At 39.3% G+C, this 18,067-nt stretch carries 14 protein-coding genes and 2 pseudogenes; 10 read left to right on the forward strand and 6 right to left on the reverse strand.

All coding sequences use genetic code 11. The features are described from left to right. Positions 1 to 56: 56 nt before the first annotated feature. The gene (locus tag ACQ334_RS05270) at positions 57 to 857 is read right to left on the reverse strand and encodes a ParA family protein (protein WP_430987122.1); all 801 of its coding nucleotides are present in this window, start codon (positions 855 to 857) and stop codon (positions 57 to 59) included. A 175-nt stretch (positions 858 to 1,032) separates the two neighbouring features. Between ACQ334_RS05270 and ACQ334_RS05275 the strand changes: the two genes are divergently transcribed. Together ACQ334_RS05275 and ACQ334_RS05280 are read left to right on the forward strand one after the other, a co-directional pair. Beyond that, positions 1,033 to 1,542: an NADPH-dependent FMN reductase gene (locus ACQ334_RS05275; RefSeq protein ID WP_430987123.1), complete on the forward strand. Its 510-nt coding sequence runs from the start codon at positions 1,033 to 1,035 to the stop codon at positions 1,540 to 1,542. Between the two features lie 86 nt (positions 1,543 to 1,628). Then, the gene (locus ACQ334_RS05280; protein WP_430987124.1) at positions 1,629 to 2,885 is read left to right on the forward strand and encodes a metallophosphoesterase; all 1,257 of its coding nucleotides are present in this window, start codon (positions 1,629 to 1,631) and stop codon (positions 2,883 to 2,885) included. A gap of 13 nt (positions 2,886 to 2,898) precedes the next feature. Here ACQ334_RS05280 and ACQ334_RS05285 read toward each other — a convergent pair whose 3' ends face one another. Beyond that, positions 2,899 to 3,066 carry a hypothetical protein gene (locus ACQ334_RS05285; RefSeq protein WP_430987125.1) on the reverse strand — a complete coding sequence of 56 codons (168 nt, stop codon included), beginning with the start codon at positions 3,064 to 3,066 and terminating at the stop codon, positions 2,899 to 2,901. Then, on the reverse strand, positions 3,059 to 3,634 hold the full coding sequence (locus tag ACQ334_RS05290; RefSeq protein ID WP_430987126.1) for a zeta toxin family protein: 576 nt from the start codon (positions 3,632 to 3,634) through the stop codon (positions 3,059 to 3,061). Before ACQ334_RS05290 ends, ACQ334_RS05285 begins: the two co-directional genes overlap by 8 nt. A gap of 177 nt (positions 3,635 to 3,811) precedes the next feature. On the opposite strand from ACQ334_RS05290, the gene ACQ334_RS05295 reads away from it, so the two are divergent. Then, on the forward strand, positions 3,812 to 4,735 hold the full coding sequence (locus tag ACQ334_RS05295; RefSeq protein ID WP_430987127.1) for a hypothetical protein: 924 nt from the start codon (positions 3,812 to 3,814) through the stop codon (positions 4,733 to 4,735). 86 nt (positions 4,736 to 4,821) lie between these two features. Here ACQ334_RS05295 and ACQ334_RS05300 read toward each other — a convergent pair whose 3' ends face one another. Next, on the reverse strand, positions 4,822 to 5,652 hold the full coding sequence (locus ACQ334_RS05300; protein WP_430987128.1) for a CvfB family protein: 831 nt from the start codon (positions 5,650 to 5,652) through the stop codon (positions 4,822 to 4,824). 318 nt (positions 5,653 to 5,970) lie between these two features. On the opposite strand from ACQ334_RS05300, the gene ACQ334_RS05305 reads away from it, so the two are divergent. The 5 genes and pseudogenes from ACQ334_RS05305 to ACQ334_RS05325 all read left to right on the forward strand — a co-directional run bounded on the left by ACQ334_RS05305 (position 5,971) and on the right by ACQ334_RS05325 (position 14,370). Next, a complete protein-coding gene (locus ACQ334_RS05305) occupies positions 5,971 to 7,215 on the forward strand; it encodes a DEAD/DEAH box helicase (protein WP_430987129.1) in 1,245 nt (414 codons plus the stop codon). Between the two features lie 183 nt (positions 7,216 to 7,398). Then, positions 7,399 to 9,546 (forward strand): ATP-dependent DNA helicase RecG, encoded by a 2,148-nt coding sequence (gene recG, locus ACQ334_RS05310; RefSeq protein ID WP_430987130.1) that lies wholly within the window; start codon positions 7,399 to 7,401, stop codon positions 9,544 to 9,546. A gap of 1,075 nt (positions 9,547 to 10,621) precedes the next feature. Continuing rightward, positions 10,622 to 10,759, forward strand: a pseudogene (locus ACQ334_RS05315) (SBBP repeat-containing protein); the annotation flags it as partial. Positions 10,760 to 12,322: 1,563 nt separating this feature from the next. Then, positions 12,323 to 13,294, forward strand: a pseudogene (locus ACQ334_RS05320) (PKD domain-containing protein); the annotation flags it as partial. Between the two features lie 50 nt (positions 13,295 to 13,344). Continuing rightward, positions 13,345 to 14,370 (forward strand): PorP/SprF family type IX secretion system membrane protein, encoded by a 1,026-nt coding sequence (locus ACQ334_RS05325; RefSeq protein WP_430987131.1) that lies wholly within the window; start codon positions 13,345 to 13,347, stop codon positions 14,368 to 14,370. A gap of 71 nt (positions 14,371 to 14,441) precedes the next feature. Here ACQ334_RS05325 and ACQ334_RS05330 read toward each other — a convergent pair whose 3' ends face one another. Then, on the reverse strand, positions 14,442 to 15,092 hold the full coding sequence (locus ACQ334_RS05330; RefSeq protein ID WP_430987132.1) for a hypothetical protein: 651 nt from the start codon (positions 15,090 to 15,092) through the stop codon (positions 14,442 to 14,444). Positions 15,093 to 15,368: 276 nt separating this feature from the next. On the opposite strand from ACQ334_RS05330, the gene ACQ334_RS05335 reads away from it, so the two are divergent. Further along, positions 15,369 to 16,790, forward strand: a complete 1,422-nt coding sequence (locus ACQ334_RS05335; protein ID WP_430987133.1) for an FAD-binding oxidoreductase — start codon at positions 15,369 to 15,371, stop codon at positions 16,788 to 16,790. A gap of 44 nt (positions 16,791 to 16,834) precedes the next feature. After that, on the forward strand, positions 16,835 to 17,476 hold the full coding sequence (locus tag ACQ334_RS05340) for a hypothetical protein (RefSeq protein WP_430987134.1): 642 nt from the start codon (positions 16,835 to 16,837) through the stop codon (positions 17,474 to 17,476). Here ACQ334_RS05340 and ACQ334_RS05345 read toward each other — a convergent pair. Further along, on the reverse strand, positions 17,473 to 18,009 hold the full coding sequence (locus ACQ334_RS05345; protein ID WP_430987135.1) for a TIGR00730 family Rossman fold protein: 537 nt from the start codon (positions 18,007 to 18,009) through the stop codon (positions 17,473 to 17,475). The genes ACQ334_RS05340 and ACQ334_RS05345 overlap by 4 nt on opposite strands. Positions 18,010 to 18,067: the final 58 nt, after the last annotated feature.

Here is an 18,067-nt window from a genome sequence, read left to right on the forward strand (position 1 = left end):
ATCAAAACAACAATCAAATAACCCGTAACTCGTAACCCATAACTACATTCCTGTAACTATTCCAGTATTCTGTCTTCTTCCTTTATTTTAGTAAGATTGTTCTTTTGTAAAATTTCTTTAGCAAGGTTTAAGTAGTTGATAGAGCCTTTGCTATCGGCATCGTATAAAATTACCGGCTTACCAAAACTTGGTGCTTCGCTCAGCCTGGTATTACGGTGAATGATGCTGCTGAAAACAATATCTTCAAAATGACGGCGTACTTCACTAACCACCTGGTTGCAAAGGCGTAACCGGCCATCGTACATCGTCATTAATATGCCTTCAATTTTCAATTCAGGGTTCAACCTGTTTTGAACGATCTTGATCGTATTTAATAATTTACCCAAACCTTCCAATGCAAAAAATTCTGTTTGTACAGGCACTACCACGCTATCGGCAGCAGTTAAGGCGTTCACCGTAATCAAACCTAAGGAAGGAGAGCAGTCAATCACAATAAAATCATATTCATCTCTTACCGGCGCTAAAATATCTTTTAATACACTTTCCCTGTTAGGATAATTGATCATTTCAATTTCGGCACCCACCAGGTCAATATGTGATGGCATCAGGTCAAGGTTAGGGATCTCAGATTTTAAGATCACGTCCTTAGCCTTGGCTTCATTTACCATGCAATCGTAAAGGCTTTGGGTAATATTATGCAGGTCAAACCCTGTACCCGTGGTACTGTTGGCCTGCGGATCGGCATCCACCAGCAAAGTTTTGTATTCCAGCACGGCTAAACTGGCAGCTAAATTAATTGCTGTTGTTGTTTTACCCACCCCGCCTTTTTGATTTGCTACGCCTATTATTCTTGCCATATGTGTCGTTGTTCGTTTTTTCGTTGAACGTTGCTCGGAGAAAAGTCTGCTCTCCGGCCAACCCCCAACGATCAACTATTTTCTTGTCAGGTTGGCAAATTTAACTATTCGGCATAATATTGGGCAACAAAGAATCAACAAGTTTGTTATAGTTATAAACAATATATAAAATATAATGATTACAATAGTTTCAGGAACCAACAGGATAGGTAGTAATACATTGAAAGTAGCGAAAGAATACCGGAGAATTTTGGCAGAAAAAGGCGAAGATGCAGCGATATTTTCCCTGGAAGGCGTAAATATGATGGAAAGAGATGCCGCATTTGAAAAAATAGAGACCGATATTATCCTGCCCACAGATAGTTTTATTTTTATTGTACCCGAGTACAATGGTAGTTTTCCGGGCATCTTAAAAATGCTTTTCGACACCGGAAGCAGTCACCAGATATGGTTTAATAAGCAGGCGCTTATCACAGGCAATTCAACAGGCAGGGCCGGCAACCTGAGAGGAATGGATCACCTGGCCGATATTTTAAACTATGTTAAGATAACAGTGCATCCGAATAAATTACCTTTATCAACCGTAAATAAATTAATGGACAGTGAGGGCAGATTTACCGATGCCGGTGCATTAAATGCCATCCATGCACAGCTGGATGAATTTCTCACCTGGAGATGCATTTAAAGATCGGGGCGTAAATTTAGCTGCCCTTAAAATATTATTCCTGCTCAAACGTCTACCTTCATAATCACAAACCATCAAACAGCAACATGCGGACACCTTTAGGCGTAATTATTTTTATATCCATCATGCTTTTGCTGGATACTTATGTTTTCCAGGCCGTTAAATCAGTAAGCCAGGCATTATCTCCCAAAGCAAAAACAATTATCTATTCTGTTTACTGGTTGCTTACAGCATTAGCCATTATCAGCTTTTTATTATTTGTGTATACCGAACAGGACTTTTTAGGTAAGAAAGTACGTACTTATTTATTTGCTACCGTTATTGGTTTGTTTTTAGCTAAGATAACGGCCGGCGTATTCTTTTTAATTGATGATATCAGGAGAGGTATTCAATGGGGCGCCATTAAATTATTTTCTAATAGCCGCAGCGGAACCGTGGATGATTTTGACGGCGAAGGTATCAGCCGTTCCGCATTTTTAAACTGGCTGGGCTTAGCAGCAGGAGGTACTTTGTTTGGTACTTTGCTCTATGGATTTGGTAATAAATACAAATACGATATTAAAAGGCTGCAACTCACCTATGAAAATTTACCGGCCTCATTTAAGGGATTAAAAATTGTACATATCAGCGATATACATAGCGGCAGTTTTACCGATAAAAAAGCCGTGTTGCATGGTGTAGAAAAAATATTGAATGAAAAACCAGACATCATTTTATTTACCGGCGATCTGGTAAACGACAGGGCAACAGAAATGCAGGACTACATGGATGTGTTTAGTTTATTGAAAGCGCCAATGGGAGTGTACAGTACATTGGGTAATCATGACTATGGTGACTATGTACAATGGCCTCAAAACGGAGTAACCAAAGAACAGAATTTAGAAAACCTGAAAAAAGTACATGCCGATTTGGGCTGGCGTTTACTAATGAACGAACATGTGGCACTGGAAAGAAACGGCGAAGCCATTGCATTACTGGGTATAGAGAACTGGAGTAACAAAGCCCGCTTTCCCAAGCATGGCCGCATGGACCTTGCACACCCGGGCACAGAAAAATATCCTTTTAAAATTTTAATGAGCCACGACCCCAGCCATTGGGATGCACAGGTAAAAACAAATTATCCTGATATTGATTTAATGCTGAGTGGCCATACACACGGCATGCAGTTTGGTATCGATATTCCCGGGTTTAAATGGAGCCCCGTACAATATATGTATACGCAATGGGCAGGCCTGTATGAAGATGGTAAACAAAAGATCAATGTAAACCGTGGCTATGGTTTTATTGGTTATCCGGGAAGAGTGGGGGTGTTGCCGGAGATCAGTGTGATAACATTAGGGTAGAGAAAAAATGATTTTAGTCTTTAATATCCCGTGCTTTTATTTTTACGATTTTACCGTTTTTGGAGAATATTAGTGTGTCATCAGTAAGGCGCTTTGTTGCTAACAATTTTTTAAAAGTCAGCTCCAGACCTTTTATAAATTTTTCTTTAAAATCATTAGTATCGATAGCAGGATTACTCATTTGCTTTTGTTTTAATTACTTCCCAGATTTTATTATTGTGGATCAAAGTTTTATTGATATTATCTCCCTCTGCTACAAAGGTAAATGATTCGTCGGAGTTGTCAAATACAAGCCAGTAATCACATAAATCAATGAAAATATTTATTAGGTTAAAAATACCTTTTTTATAACGTCTCCGGATTACCTCTTCGGGAATATTATGACCGCCATCCTTAACTCTTGCATTAACTCTTTCGATAGCCAAGTCAATATTGTTTAGCCACAAATAAGCCAATTTTACATTATATCCATTTAGTTTGGCAACTTCAATCATCTTTGTATATGATTTTGTTGTAAGCGTTGTCTCTATCGCAAAATCAATTTTTAATTTTATCAGTTCATCAATTCTTTGCAGCATTATTCTTCCTGCATGAATAGCAACTTTTTCAGGTTGAAAAGGTGAAAGTCCTCTTGCAATTTCATCAGCGTTGATAAACTCTTTGCAATCCAGAATTTCCGGAAGCACCGTATAAGAAGCTGTTGTTTTACCAGCGCCGTTGCAACCTGCTATGATGTATAAATTAGGCATTTTGTTATAGTTCAAAAATAATGATTAAATGTAAACCGTGGTTGTGGTTTTATTGATTACCCCGGCAGGGTTGGAGTGTTGCCGGAGATCAGTGTGATTACGCTGGAGTAAATTCTTCTCTGTAATTTTAACTTTTATAGCAGGGTTTTATTTTTATCTTACTGAAAATAAAATGCTATGAATCGCTGTCTTGCCTTTGTAATGCTTTCTTTTATTTTTTCTTCCTGCTCCAATAAATCCCATAGTGACCTTGAGGTATTTAAAAGAACTGCATTTGGATTACTGCAATCCTCCGTTACCGTTTCTTCTTCAAGTGAGCAACTATATCTGGCCTTGGATGACCGACGCAGTAATCCCTCCTCAGCACCTTATGCTGCAGAATGGCAACCTAAAGCAATGCGTATAAAAGAACTTTCTGTTGGTACAATTAACTACATTGAATCTTTGATTAAAGAGTTAAAAGAGCAATGCGGACTTAAAATGGAAAACAACAGGGAAGTTTTCCAGGAAGATAACAGGGATGAAGTGGAACGTTTGTTTATAGCAAAGGGAAAAGGAACGGCATTGCAGGAACTATTAAAAAAGTATACAGATGATATACTGGCCGTTGATGCTAATCTGTACAAAATGTTCAATAAAACCATAATGAATGTTGCTGATTCAAACTATAAAAAAGGCTTTAGCAATACTTATTTTAAAGATGTACCCGCTGTTGCAGCAATAGCCGTACTTAGAAGTTTTGAAAGTACTGTAAGAATTACAGAAAACCAGTTTATTACCTATTGTTTTAACAGAACAAACGTGATAATACATACTCATGATTTTATTACTCCTATAATAGCATTAAGCAGTAGTCATGTAAAATCAGGCGATGAAATAAAAATTACGGCAGGGATTGGTATGTTTTCAACAATTATGCAACCGGTAATTACAATTAATAATAAAATCATGCAGCCCGAATGGAATGGGGTTATCACTTATTCATTTAAAGCTTCAGGCAAGGCAGGTAAATATATTGTACCTGTTAAAATTGAATATACTAAACCTGACGGCACCAAAAGTTTTCTTACAAAAAATATTGAGTATACTGTGGCTGAGTAATTATGCACACAATTTTTTATATCAAGATTATTAACGTCATGCAACCTTAAATCCAAAATCATAAATCTAAAATCCTACATCCTAAATCAAACCAATCTGATCCCCGTCTTCTCCAAACTGATCTTCTTTTGCTTATACAAATTGCCCACCGTCATTTTAAAAGTCTTCTTGCTCATACCAAAGAAAGAATAAATTTCTTCAGGGTCGCTTTTATCATAGTAAGGTAAGTAACCATCGTTTTCATTTAACAAACGCAGTATTTTTTGTGTTTCATCTTCCACACGGTTGTAGCCCGGTTTGCCGGCCGCCACATCAATCTTATTATCTTCGGTGTATATCTTTTTTATAAAGCCTTTAAATTTATCTCCGGCAGTAATATCCCTGTAAATTTCATTGTGGTGCAACACGCCGGTATGTATATTGTTGATGATAACCACATAACCAATATCAGTTCTTCTGTACACGATTAAATCTACTTCATCCAGCACTTTTACCGTCAGGTCATCATTGCTTAAAAAAGGCTCTATCTTTTCGGTGGCAGCTAAACGGCCGGTTTGTTCATCTAAATAAATTTTTACCAGATATTCTCCATTGGGTATCATGCCACGTTGCTGCTTGCTCTTGGGCACAAAAATATCCTTCATCAAACCATTATCTAAAAAAGCGCCTTGCGGTGTTACGCTGATGCAACGGAGTTTTACAATATCTCCCAAAATGCCTTTGGGTTTTTGTGTGGTGGCAATCAGGCGGTCTTCGCCATCATGGTATAAAAACACATTGATCTCGTCGTCGATCTTTACATTATCGGGCATAAAGCGTTTAGGTAATAAAATACCTTCTGCACCATCATCTAAATACACCCCAAACGCCACTTCACGTATTACTTTTAATTTATTGTATTCGCCAACTTTTATCATAAATGCTTGTATTATTGTAAAGGTATGTTTTTTTAACCGCTGCCGGGGTTAGGGGTTGCGGGTTTTTGATTGTTGTTTTGATATGGCAGTTCACCCTTGCGCAAACGATCAATTAACCCTTAACCCGTAACCCGCAACTTCTTCCTTAACCCGTAACCCGCAACTTCTTCCTTAACCCGTAACCCGCAACTTCTTCCTTAACCCGTAACCCGCAACTTCTTCCTTAACCCGTAACCCGCAACTTCTTCCTTAACCCGTAACCCGTAACTTCTTCCTTAACCCCAAAAAGCATTATCTTCACCAAAATAAAACCACAAATTGAAGTTTACAGAATTTGGATTCGACGAGAGATTAATGGAAGGTATTGATGCATCCGGCTATGAAAATGCCACCCCTGTGCAGGAACAGGTAATACCATTAGTTTTACAGGGAAAAGATATTATCGCCTCTGCCCAGACAGGCACGGGTAAAACGGCTGCATTTCTATTGCCATTGATCAACAAGATCATTACCGATCCGCTGGTGAATCATACTAATACGGCACTGGTGATTGTGCCCACCCGTGAACTGGCTATCCAGATAGCCCAGCACATGGAAGGGTTGTCTTATTTTACCTCAGTAAGTTCTATTGCAGTGTATGGCGGTGGAGATGGTAATGCATTTGTGCAGGAGAAAAAAGCATTGAGCCATGGTGCCGATGTGGTGATCTGTACACCCGGTAAAATGATGGCGCATATAAAAATGGGCTATGTAAAATTAGATGGCTTAAAGTATTTGATACTGGATGAAGCGGATCGTATGCTGGACATGGGTTTTTATGATGACATTATGTTTATCATCAATCACCTGCCTGCGCAAAGACAAAATCTGTTGTTCTCGGCCACTATGCCACATAAGATCAGGGAAATGGCGAGAAGAATTCTGCACCAGCCTGCAGAAATCAATATCTCTATCAGCAAGCCCAACGAAAAAATTGTACAGGAAGCTTTTGTAGTGTATGAAGAACAAAAAATTCCGCTGATAAAATTTTTGTTGAAAAAGAAGGACTTTGCCATGGTGCTCATTTTTTGCAGCAGCAAGCAAAGTGTAAAACAATTAACACGTGACCTGCAAAGAGCAGGCATTAAAGCCGATGAAATTCATAGCGACCTGGACCAGGATAAAAGGGAAGATGTGCTGATGCAGTTTAAAAGCCGCCGCTTACCCATTTTAATTGCTACGGATATTTTAAGCAGGGGTATTGATATCGACAATATCGACCTGGTTATTAATTACGATGTGCCGCATGACGGCGAAGATTATGTGCATCGTATTGGCCGTACAGCAAGAGCAGCAGCAGAAGGAACTGCCTACACATTCATCAGCCCGAGAGAACAACGCAAATTTTTATCTATAGAAAAATTATTAGGCAAAGAAGTTACCAAAGCAAAAGTACCCGAAGAGTTTGGCGAAGTGCCCGTGTATAATACCACACCTCAAAGAAGCAGTGGCGGGGGAGGTAACCGGAATTTTAGCAAACCCAGGCGTTTTAATAATAATCCCTCACGGGGCAATGGTAAATAGAACGGGCTGGTTGCTTCACAAAGCCATAGTTACTCCGTACCAAAGCCATGGTTACTCCGTATAGAAGCCGTGGTTACTTCGTAGAGAAGCCGTGTTTACTTCATAGTAAAGCCATAGCAAAAGTGGTTACATAAGCTGCGGCATATACGATTGATTTAAGTAATACCATACGGAGATATACTTTTGCCTGGTGTATATTTGTATAAACAATTTCCTATCACATTCACAGCTGCCATATTAAATAATCCCATCGAGTATATACATGGTGTAAGTACACAGCGTGGCGACATGTTGCGTAAAGAACTGGAGATTTTTACTTTCAACGACTTGCTCAATTATTTTCCGCTGCGCCATGTTGATAAAACCAAGGTAGATAAAATTGCAGAGCTTACATACAACACCGAATATGCACAGGTTTCCGGTAGAATAACCGACATGGAAACTTTAGGTGAGAAAAGAGGCAAGCGTTTAATAGCTCATTTACTGGATGATAGCGGAGAGGAAATAGAACTGGTATGGTTCCAGGGTATTAACTGGATACAAAAAGCATTGCAGGTTGGGCAGCAGTATGTAGTATTTGGCAAGCTGAGTTTTTTTATGAACAAGCCACAGATTGCACATCCCGAAGTGGAAACTTTCAGCACAGAAAAAGCAACCGGTAAAAGTTTTTTAGAGCCTATCTATTCTTCTACCGAAAAATTAAAAGCAAGAGGATTGAACGGCAGGGCGATTGGAAAATTCACGTATGCGTTATTACAACTGATTACAGAAAGAGACCTCCCTGAAAACTTACCCGGCGCTGTTATTCAGAAATATAAATTCATCAGCCGTTTTGAAGCTTATCGTCACATTCATTTTCCGGCAACAGAAAAACATTACCAGCATGCGGTACGTCGTTTAAAATTTGAAGAATTATTTTTTGCACAACTGCGTTTGGGGCTGATCAAAAGTGCCCGCCATAGGTTTAGCAGGGGTTTGGTATTTGATAAAGTGGGCGACCTGTTCAATTCATTTTACACAAAATATTTACCCTTTGAATTAACCGGCGCACAAAAAAGAGTGCTGAAAGAGATACGTAAGGATGCAGGCAGCGGTAAACAAATGAACCGCCTCTTACAAGGAGATGTAGGCAGTGGCAAAACCATAGTGGCTTTAATGATGATGTTGATTGCAGCTGATAATGGTTTTCAGAGTGTGATGATGGCGCCTACAGAAATTTTAGCACAGCAACATTTTAATGGTATCACGGCTTTATTAAAAGATATGCCCGTTTGTGTAAAAATGCTTTCCGGCTCATCTAAAGCAAAAGAAAGAAGAGAAGTGCTGAAGCTTAGTGAAGATGGTTCTTTGCATATTTTAATTGGCACCCATGCAGTAATAGAAGATAAAGTGCTGTTTAAAAACCTGGGCTTTGCTGTAATTGATGAACAACACAAATTTGGTGTGGCACAAAGGGCACAACTCTGGAAAAAAAACACCATTCCCCCGCATGTGCTGGTAATGACGGCAACACCTATACCACGTACACTGGCACTTACTGCCTACGGAGACCTGGATTATAGTGTTATGGATGAACTGCCGCCCGGAAGGCAACCAATTAACACGGTACATCGTTTTGAGAACAAAAGGCCGCAGGTGATGGATTTTATTAAAGAGGAAATAGCCAACGGTCGGCAGGCTTTTGTCATCTATCCTTTAATAGAAGAGAGCAGCAAGATGGATTATGAAAACCTGATGAAGGGATATGAAGAAGTGAAATCATTTTTTCCTGAACCTAAATACTGGATCAGTATGGTACACGGAAAAATGGATGCGGCACAAAAGGAAACCAATATGCAGCGTTTTGTAAATAAAGAAACGCAGATCATGGTAAGCACTACCGTTATTGAAGTGGGCGTAAATGTTCCCAATGCAACAGTAATGGTAATTGAAAGCGCAGAAAAATTTGGTTTATCCCAGTTGCACCAGTTAAGAGGCAGGGTGGGGAGAGGAGCTGAAAAAAGTTTTTGCATATTATTAACAGGCGCTAAAATATCAAATGATGCCCGTGAAAGGTTAAAGATAATGGTGGCAACAAATGATGGATTTAAGATTGCCGAAAAAGATCTGGAGATTCGTGGCCCCGGCGATATTGAGGGTACTAAGCAAAGTGGATTATTAAACTTTAAACTGGCAAATATAGTCCACGATAAAGTGATACTGGAAGCAGCAAGAGAAGCTGCAGAAAATATTTTAGAAAACGATCCTGACATTAATGTGGCAGAGAATTTGCCGGTAAAAAATTACCTTCACCAGCAGAAGGGTAAAACGGCATGGAGTAAAATTTCGTAAATCTCTTTTACAAGTTGTTGAGCCTTTAAAAAGCTGCTGTTAAGATGAACAATTTGGTTGAAAGTGTCGTTATATTTCTGTACATTGTAAAAAATTAGCGTTGATTATTTTGAGTAAAATAACCCGGATTTTTTTAGCGATTGTCTCAACAGCTTTTGTTACACTTACTGTTAATGCCCAGATGCAATTTGTGGAAAACAAAGGGCAGTGGGATAGTAAAATTAACTTCAGGGGAGACTTTGCAACGGGAGCATTCTTTTTAGAGAACAGAGGTTTTACTGTTGATATGCACAATCCTGCCGACCTGCAATTACTTTCAGAAACACAACATGGCCATAACGCAGTAACTACTAATACGCTTGCAGGCAATGCAAAATCGCAGGTACCACCCATCAATGATTACCCTGCAGTTACAGTTCGCTCTCATGCATATAAAGTAACTTTTTTAGGCAGCAGTACCACTATGCAGGCTGTACCGGATAAAGTAATACCCGGTTACAATAACTACTTCCGCGGAAATGATCAGAGTAAATGGGCAGGTAACTGTAAAATTTACCAGGCAGTAACCTATAAAAATGTGTATCATAATATTGATGTACGTTATTATACCGAAGCCGGAAATTTAAAGTACGATATTATTGTACGCCCCGGTGGTAATCCCAATGCCATTGCAATGCGCTACGATGGCGCCGGCCGGCTGGAAATTAAAAACAAGGAACTGATCATTGCCACATCAGTAGGAGATGTGAAAGAATTATATCCTTACAGCTATCAGACATTGATCAACAAAAGGCAATCGGTGGATTGTAAATATGTGCTTACTGATAACGTGGTGCGTTTTAAAGTTCAGAATTACGATCCCACAGAAACTTTGGTTATCGACCCTACTTTGATCTTTGCATCTTTTACCGGCAGTGCTGAAGATAACTGGGGTTATACAGCAACACCGGGCCCTGGTGGCAGTTTCTTTGCAGGGGGCATATCTTTCGGACAAGGGTATCCGGTTTCTCCCGGTGCATATCAAACCACGTACGGAGGTGGTATCCAGGAAGGCGTTATTCCCCAGGGATACGATATGGCGATCTTTAAATTTTCTTCCGATGGTAGTCAGCGTTTATATGCAACATATCTTGGAGGTAGCGGTAACGAGCAACCGCATAGTATGATCTGTGATGCCCAGGGTAATCTATACCTGGCAGGAAGAACAACTTCAAAGAATTATCCGGGCACTCCAACAAGGACTACCATAGATAATGATATTGTAGTTACTAAAATAAGTGCTTCCGGTGCCACACTTTTAGGGTCTGTGCGAATCGGGGGATCGGCAGATGACGGTGTTAATATAAGGCCCAAATACGTGATGCCAGACGGGCCGGATGTGCTCAGGCGTAATTATGGAGATGATGCAAGAAGTGAGATCATGTTAGATGATAAAGGAAATGTGTACCTGGCATCTTGTTCGCAATCGCTTAACTTTCCTGTTACTCCGGGCACACCAATACAGGCTACATTTGGCGGTGGAAGACAGGATGGAGTAATCCTTAAATTCAATAATAACCTGTCCGCTGTTTTATTCAGTACTTATTTTGGAGGAAATGGTGACGATGCCTGTTTTGTGATGTCAATAAATCCGCTTACCGGAAATTTATATATTGCCGGAGCAACATCCAGTACCAATTTACCCGGTGATAAAACAAATGTAATCAGCAGTGCCTTCCAGGCCGGTGAATGTGATGGTTTTGCAACAGAAATATTTCCCGATGGTTCAGGAATTATAAAAACAACTTATCTCGGTACAGCAGGTAATGACCTTGTATACGGACTTAAGTTTGATAAATTCGGTTTCCCTTATGTAATGGGTACAACTACCGGTAACTGGCCGGTTATCAACGCTACTTATTCCAATGCCGGCGGTAAACAATTCATCAGCAAATTACAACCCGATCTTTCGGCTTATGTATATTCCACTGTATTTGGTACCAATTCGCCGGTACCTAATCTTTCTCCTATTGCTTTCCTGGTAGACCGCTGCCAGAATGTGTACGTTTCCGGCTGGGGAGGTGGAATAAATATCCAGAAACAATACCCTTCTGCTGGTACATTTAATATGCCTGTAAAAAATCAGTTGCCTGGTTTGCCACCTCCTGACGGACAGGATTTCTACTTTTTTGTATTGGAGAAAAATGCGCAAAGCCAGCTTTTTGGTTCTTATTTTGGGCAAAGCGGAGGTTTTGGAGATCATGTTGATGGTGGTACCAGCCGTTTTGATGAAAATGGTATTATCTACCAGGCCATGTGTGCTAATTGTGGTGGCAGAAACAAAGATATTTTTCCAACAACCGCCGGAGTATGGGCCGCAATAAATGGTTCGGCCAACTGCAATGAAGCTGCGGTAAAAATTGAAATGAATTTTGCCGGTGTAGGTGCCAGTGTTAAAGCAACTATTGATGGCGTTGTTGATACTATCGGCTGTGTACCTTTAACCATTAATTTTACCGATACACTTGCAAAAGGTAAAATGTATATCTGGGATTACAGAGATCCGAAAAGGCCTAAAAAGGATACCACATTCGCTCCTAATAACACTACTTCGCATACCTATGATAGCGTGGGTACGTACAGGTTAATGCTGGTAGCAATTGATTCGTCTACCTGTAACGTCGCAGATACAGCTTATATCAACGTTAAAGTTGGCAATAACCAGGTGGTTCCCAATTTCATCTTTACAAAACTGGATAGTTGCGCCAGTTTGCGTTACCGGTTCGATAACCAGACTACAGCACCTTTGCCTAACTATACCAACAATACCTTTATCTGGGATTTTGGTGATGGATCGCCAAGAGTAAGAACAGGTTTCGCTTCACAAATACATACTTTCCCTTCTGTAGGTCAATATACCGTGAGGTTAATTGTAGATGATACCACGTTCTGTAATTCCCCCGATTCCGTTGCCAAAGTGGTACGCATTAATCCAAATGTAAAAGCATTATTCAGTACGCCTACAAGAGGTTGTGTAGCTTACACACCGGTATTTAAAAATAACTCACTGGGAGGCACAGACTGGATATGGGATTTTGGTGATAATACTTCTTCTACCGATTTTGAACCGGTGCATACCTATAACACTGTTGGTTCCTACAATGTGCGTTTGATCGCTATTGATACTACTACCTGTAATAAAAGAGATACTTCGGCATACTTTACCATTACAGTGTATCCGATACCAACAGCAAACTTTACCTGGTCTCCAAATCCACCGGTGGAGAATACACGAACTAATTTTACCAACCTTTCTGTTGGCGCAACCCGGTACTTATGGGATTTCGGGGATGGTTCTACTTCTACAGATGTAAATCCCATTCACCAGTTTAATAAAACCGATACTTTTAATGTGGTGTTGCAGGCATTTAATGATGCTGATTGTGTGGATACTTTTCAAGCCCCGGTGCCTATCATAATAAGGCCGTTGCTGGATGTACCTAATGCCTTTACACCAGGCAGATTTGCTGGCAGCAGCTACAACAATGGTATAGTAAAAGTAGAAGGCTTTGGTGTTGGTAAAATGAACTGGAAGATATACAACCGTTGGGGCCAGGTGGTATTTGCCACCAACAATATAATGCAGGGATGGGACGGAACTTTTAAAGGGGTTTTGCAACCGATGGATGTATACGCTTATACGTTGGATGTTGAATTCACAGATGGAAAAAAATTGAGGAAGACGGGAGATATAACCTTGTTACGATAATTAATAATTGATAATGAATAATTTTGCGGCATAGTTACACCATATCAAAATTGTACAGTCAATGCTGCAAAAAAGCTTTGCTTGTTGCCTGTTGCGTATTGCTAATTGTTTCTTCGCAGGCACAGGATCTTCATTTTTCGCAATTCTTTAATTCTCCTTTAACTACCAATCCTGCTAATACCGGCTTTTTACCTGATGCAGATTACAGGCTGGGTGCCAATTACAGAAATCAATGGAGTACAGTAATGACAGTACCCTACAAAACCACCAGTATTTTTGGCGATGCCCAGTTATTCAGGGACAGGTTAGAAAATGGCTGGTTAGGTATTGGCGGTGTTATATTAAGTGATGTGGCAGGTAGCGGAAGCTTAAGAAGTACAAAAGCATATGGTTCTATAGCTTATCACCAGCAATTAGGCAACAGCAGTTTGCTAAGTGCAGGTTTTAATGTAGGCTGGGCAAATAAAAGAATTGATCAGAGTAAATTAAAATTCCCAGATCAGTTTGATGGTAAGTTTTTTGAAAATCCTATAACAGCTGTAAGCCTTACCAATACCAGCGTGAGTTATATGGATGTACAGGCGGGTATGAATTACGCTTATTTTCCACAGGAGAATGTATATATCAATGCAGGTTATTCTATTCAGCATGTAAACAGGCCAAAAGAAACGTTCTTTAATGATAATACCAACCAGGGGCGTATCCCCATGCGGCATATTGGTTTTTTAAATGCCATATTAAAAGTCAATGAAAGGGTGATCATCAATCCCAATGCATATTTTACCACACAGGCAAAGTCTTCTGAACTGGTGGTTGGTTTAAATGGTAATTATAACTTGTCTGAATATGGTGAAAAACAATTGGTAGCCGGATTGTATTACCGCCTAGGTGATGCTATTGCTCCCATGGTAGGTTTTGAAGTGAATAATATTAAATTCACTTTCAGTTACGATGTTACGGTATCTGGTTTAAACCAGTTTAATGGTTACCGCGGTGCAAGCGAAATCAGTATTGTAAAAAAAGGATTGTATCCACAACATGGCGACAGGCAAACCATGTGCCCGAGTTTTTATTGATCTTTTCAAACATACATAAATAATAAAGCCCTGGAATTTCTCCAGGGCTTTGTAGTTTTTCCGGCAATAATTTAAACGGAAGTTGTCTTTTTAGCTTTCTTTAATTCCTCCTTGGTTTTTTCCAGTTCTTCTTTTACTTTTTCTAATTCCTTTTTTAGCTCGTCTTTATTAATATTTTTCATTTTCACTTTCATGTCCTGCAACGATTCTTTAATTTCTTTATTGATCTTATCCATATCAATTTCTTTAAGTGCCTCCTGTATTTCTTTGTTGATGCTTTTCATGTCAATTTCTTTAATGGCATCATTTACATCTGCAGTAATTTTTGCAGCATCTATTTCTTTTAAAGAACTGTTCACATCATCCATTATTTTTTTCATGTCGATCTCTTTAAGGCTTTGCTGTACATCGTTCACAATTTTCTGTACATCAATTTCCTTTAAAGCCTTGTTTACTTCGGCAGTAACCTGGCTCAGGTCAAGCTTTTTCATTTCTTCAGCAAATTGCTGCATCGATTTTTCAAACTCTTTCATAGAGGCATCCAGCTCGGCCTGGTTAATTTTTTTCTTTGGCTTGGTGGTGTCTTCATAAGTCGCATCCTGGGCGCCTAATCTTTGCGGCATAAGGGTAGAATCCTGGAAGGACATTGTTACAATCCCCAGTACAACGGCTGCGGTGATACCCAGCAGCATTTTTTTGTTTTTCAAAATAAATTGTTTCATGGCTTTACTTTTATTTGGTTAATGATTAAATACGAATAATTTCGTAACAAATATAGAGACCTATTTTAAATTTCACAATCAGTTAAGAAAATTTAACATTTTAAAAGCGGGAACACGGATAACAATGATTGAACGGATTTGCACTGTCACTAATTGGTAGATTTACGCTCTTTACAAACAAAAAAATCCTGTTAAATCAATCTGATCTGTGTCATCCGTGTTCAATCTTTTTTATCGGTTCGCTATTTTATACGATTTTTACATAAATAATGTTACATGGTAGTGGAAGAAAAAAAACGGGCAATGATCAGTGATTCTATTGTGCAGTTTAAAAATATTGTTGGAGATGCATTTGTATTAGTGGACGAAGAGAGTTTAAAAAATTATGACCACGATGAAACAGAGAATCTTCACTTTTTACCTGACGTAGTTATAAAACCCCGTACCGCAACAGAGATCAGTGCTATCATGCAGATCTGTAATGCAAAAAAAATTCCTGTTACGCCCCGTGGTGCCGGTACTGGTTTGGCCGGTGGCGCACTGCCACATTTTGGCGGCGTATTAATTTCTATGGAAAGAATGAATGCTATTCTTGAAATAGATGAACGCAATTTGCAGGTGACTACCGAGCCGGGTGTAATTACAGAAGTATTACAAAATGCGGTGAAGGAAAAGGGCTTGTTCTACCCGCCTGATCCCAGCAGCCGTGGCAGTTGTTTTATTGGCGGTAATATCTCAGCTAATAGTGGTGGTCCAAAAGCTGTAAAATATGGAGTGGTAAAAGACTATGTGCTCAACCTGGAAGTAGTATTACCAACCGGTGAGATCATCTGGACAGGTGCAAATGTGTTGAAGAATTCTACCGGCTATAATCTTACACAATTAATTGTTGGCAGCGAAGGCACACTAGGAATAGTTACAAAAATTGTATTGAAATTATTGCCGCATCCCAAATACGATCTGCTGATGCTGGTACCCTTTAATAACCTGGAAAAAGCAGGGGAAGCTGTAAGTGCAATTTTTCGTGCAGGCTTTACGCCTAGTGCATTGGAATTAGTTGAGATTGATGCATTGAAGATCGTAAGTAAAATGATGGATAGTGTTGCTGTTCCTGTTACCGATGATATTGCAGCCCATCTGATCATCGAAGTTGATGGCAATCACCAGGAAACATTAATGACAGAAATGGAAGCGATTGCTGAATTACTGACACAGTTTGATTGCGGTGAAATATTTTTTGCTGATGATGCACAGCAAAAAACAGAGCTATGGAAATTGCGACGCCGTGTTGCAGAAGCTGTAAAATTAGATGGCTACACTATCGAAGAAGATACTGTAGTACCAAGAGCATCTTTACCGGCACTGATACATGGTGTAAAAGAATTGGGCAGGCAATACAATTTTCATGCGGTGTGTTATGGCCATGCAGGCGATGGTAATTTGCATATCCGCATAAAAAAAGAAGGCAGCATTTACAGCTTGAATAATCCTGATATTGTTCCTTCCTTAAAAGCAATGTTCGCTTTAGTAAAATCCCTCGGCGGTACCATTAGCGGCGAACATGGTATCGGTTTAATTCAAAAAGAATACATGGATATTGTTTTTGATAAAGCCAACCTTTCGTTGATGAAAGGCATCAAAAAAGTATTTGATCCTAACAATATTTTAAACAGCGGAAAAATATTTGACATGGTCTGACGTCCTCGTCTGACCATGTGCTGAAAAAAAATAAAAAATAAAAAATGAAAAAGATAATTTTTGCAACCCTTTTGTTAGCTACAGCATTTACAGTAAAAGCCCAGGAAAAGGAAAAAGACGAAAAGACAAGCGGCTTTAAAAAAGAAAATTTTTTTACCGGCGGAAGTTTAACCGCATCATTTTTCAGTGGAGGAACTGCATTAGGTGTAAGTCCCTATTTTGGTTACAGCCTCAACAGGTTTATAGATGTTGCCGCATCAGTAAATTTAAATTATACCACTCAGAGAGATTATAATGTGTATGGTGATAAAGTACGACAGACAGTTTATGGCCCCGGTGCATTTGTAAGATTGTATCCTGTAAAATTTCTCTTTGCACAGGCACAGTACGAGCACAATTTTATAAAGTTTAAATACATTCCTTTGTCAAACAGCGGTTATACAGGTACCACCAGTAAAATAGATGCTAATAGCATGCTCGTTGGCGGCGGTTTTGCCAGTGGCAGGCAAGATGTAGGCGATGTCTATTATTACTTTTCCGTTTTATGGGATATATCTAAAGTTGCAGAGTCGCCTTATATAGACGGACTGGGAAGAAATTTTCCTGTTGTAAGGGCAGGCCTGCAAATTCCTTTATTCCAGGGCGAAAAAGATAGAGGGTACAGCAGCAGAAACAGAAGGTACTAAAGAAATGTTTTTATTTCGTCAGGCACAGTAATAATGGTTATCCTGTCTTCAATAGCATCGTACAAAAAATTTTCCTGTTGCATTGTTTTGGCATGAGCAATAAGATGATCATAAAATCCTGCCGTATTAAGAATAAAAATTTCTTTGCTGTGTATACTTAGTTGATTCCAGGTAAGCATTTCAAATAACTCGTCCAACGTACCAAAGCCGCCGGCTAATATTATTGCCGCATCACATTTTTCATACAACATTTTTTTTCTTACATGCATATCTTCCACTACTATTAATTCTGTTATGCCCTGGTGGCTATGCTCCCTGTCAGTTAATAATTGAGGAATTATGCCGGTAACTTTTCCCTCTTTTTCTAATACAGCATTAGCTACAGCTCCCATAATGCCTTTATTACCGCCACCATAAATCAACCTGATATTTTTTTCAGCCAGTATATGGCCTAATTGCGTTGCATGATTTTCAAACAGGGGATTGTTGCCACTTTTGCTACCGCAAAAAACTGCTACTGATGTAATTGCCATAAATTAATTAACTTGAATTTTATTGCAAGCTAATTAATCATTATTAATATTGCATTAT

The sequence above is a fragment of the Ferruginibacter sp. SUN106 genome (genome assembly GCF_050611765.1).
Taxonomy (GTDB): Bacteria; Bacteroidota; Bacteroidia; order Chitinophagales; family Chitinophagaceae; genus Ferruginibacter.

Coding starts and splice junctions, on each gene's coding strand:
- ACQ334_RS05270 (WP_430987122.1), bottom strand. CDS start 857: ATGGCAAGAATAATAGGCGTAGCAAATCAAAAAGGCGGGGTGGGTAAA.
- ACQ334_RS05275 (WP_430987123.1), top strand. CDS start 1,033: ATGATTACAATAGTTTCAGGAACCAACAGGATAGGTAGTAATACATTG.
- ACQ334_RS05280 (WP_430987124.1), top strand. CDS start 1,629: ATGCGGACACCTTTAGGCGTAATTATTTTTATATCCATCATGCTTTTG.
- ACQ334_RS05285 (WP_430987125.1), bottom strand. CDS start 3,066: ATGAGTAATCCTGCTATCGATACTAATGATTTTAAAGAAAAATTTATA.
- ACQ334_RS05290 (WP_430987126.1), bottom strand. CDS start 3,634: ATGCCTAATTTATACATCATAGCAGGTTGCAACGGCGCTGGTAAAACA.
- ACQ334_RS05295 (WP_430987127.1), top strand. CDS start 3,812: ATGAATCGCTGTCTTGCCTTTGTAATGCTTTCTTTTATTTTTTCTTCC.
- ACQ334_RS05300 (WP_430987128.1), bottom strand. CDS start 5,652: ATGATAAAAGTTGGCGAATACAATAAATTAAAAGTAATACGTGAAGTG.
- ACQ334_RS05330 (WP_430987132.1), bottom strand. CDS start 15,092: ATGAAACAATTTATTTTGAAAAACAAAAAAATGCTGCTGGGTATCACC.
- ACQ334_RS05335 (WP_430987133.1), top strand. CDS start 15,369: ATGGTAGTGGAAGAAAAAAAACGGGCAATGATCAGTGATTCTATTGTG.
- ACQ334_RS05340 (WP_430987134.1), top strand. CDS start 16,835: ATGAAAAAGATAATTTTTGCAACCCTTTTGTTAGCTACAGCATTTACA.
- ACQ334_RS05345 (WP_430987135.1), bottom strand. CDS start 18,009: ATGGCAATTACATCAGTAGCAGTTTTTTGCGGTAGCAAAAGTGGCAAC.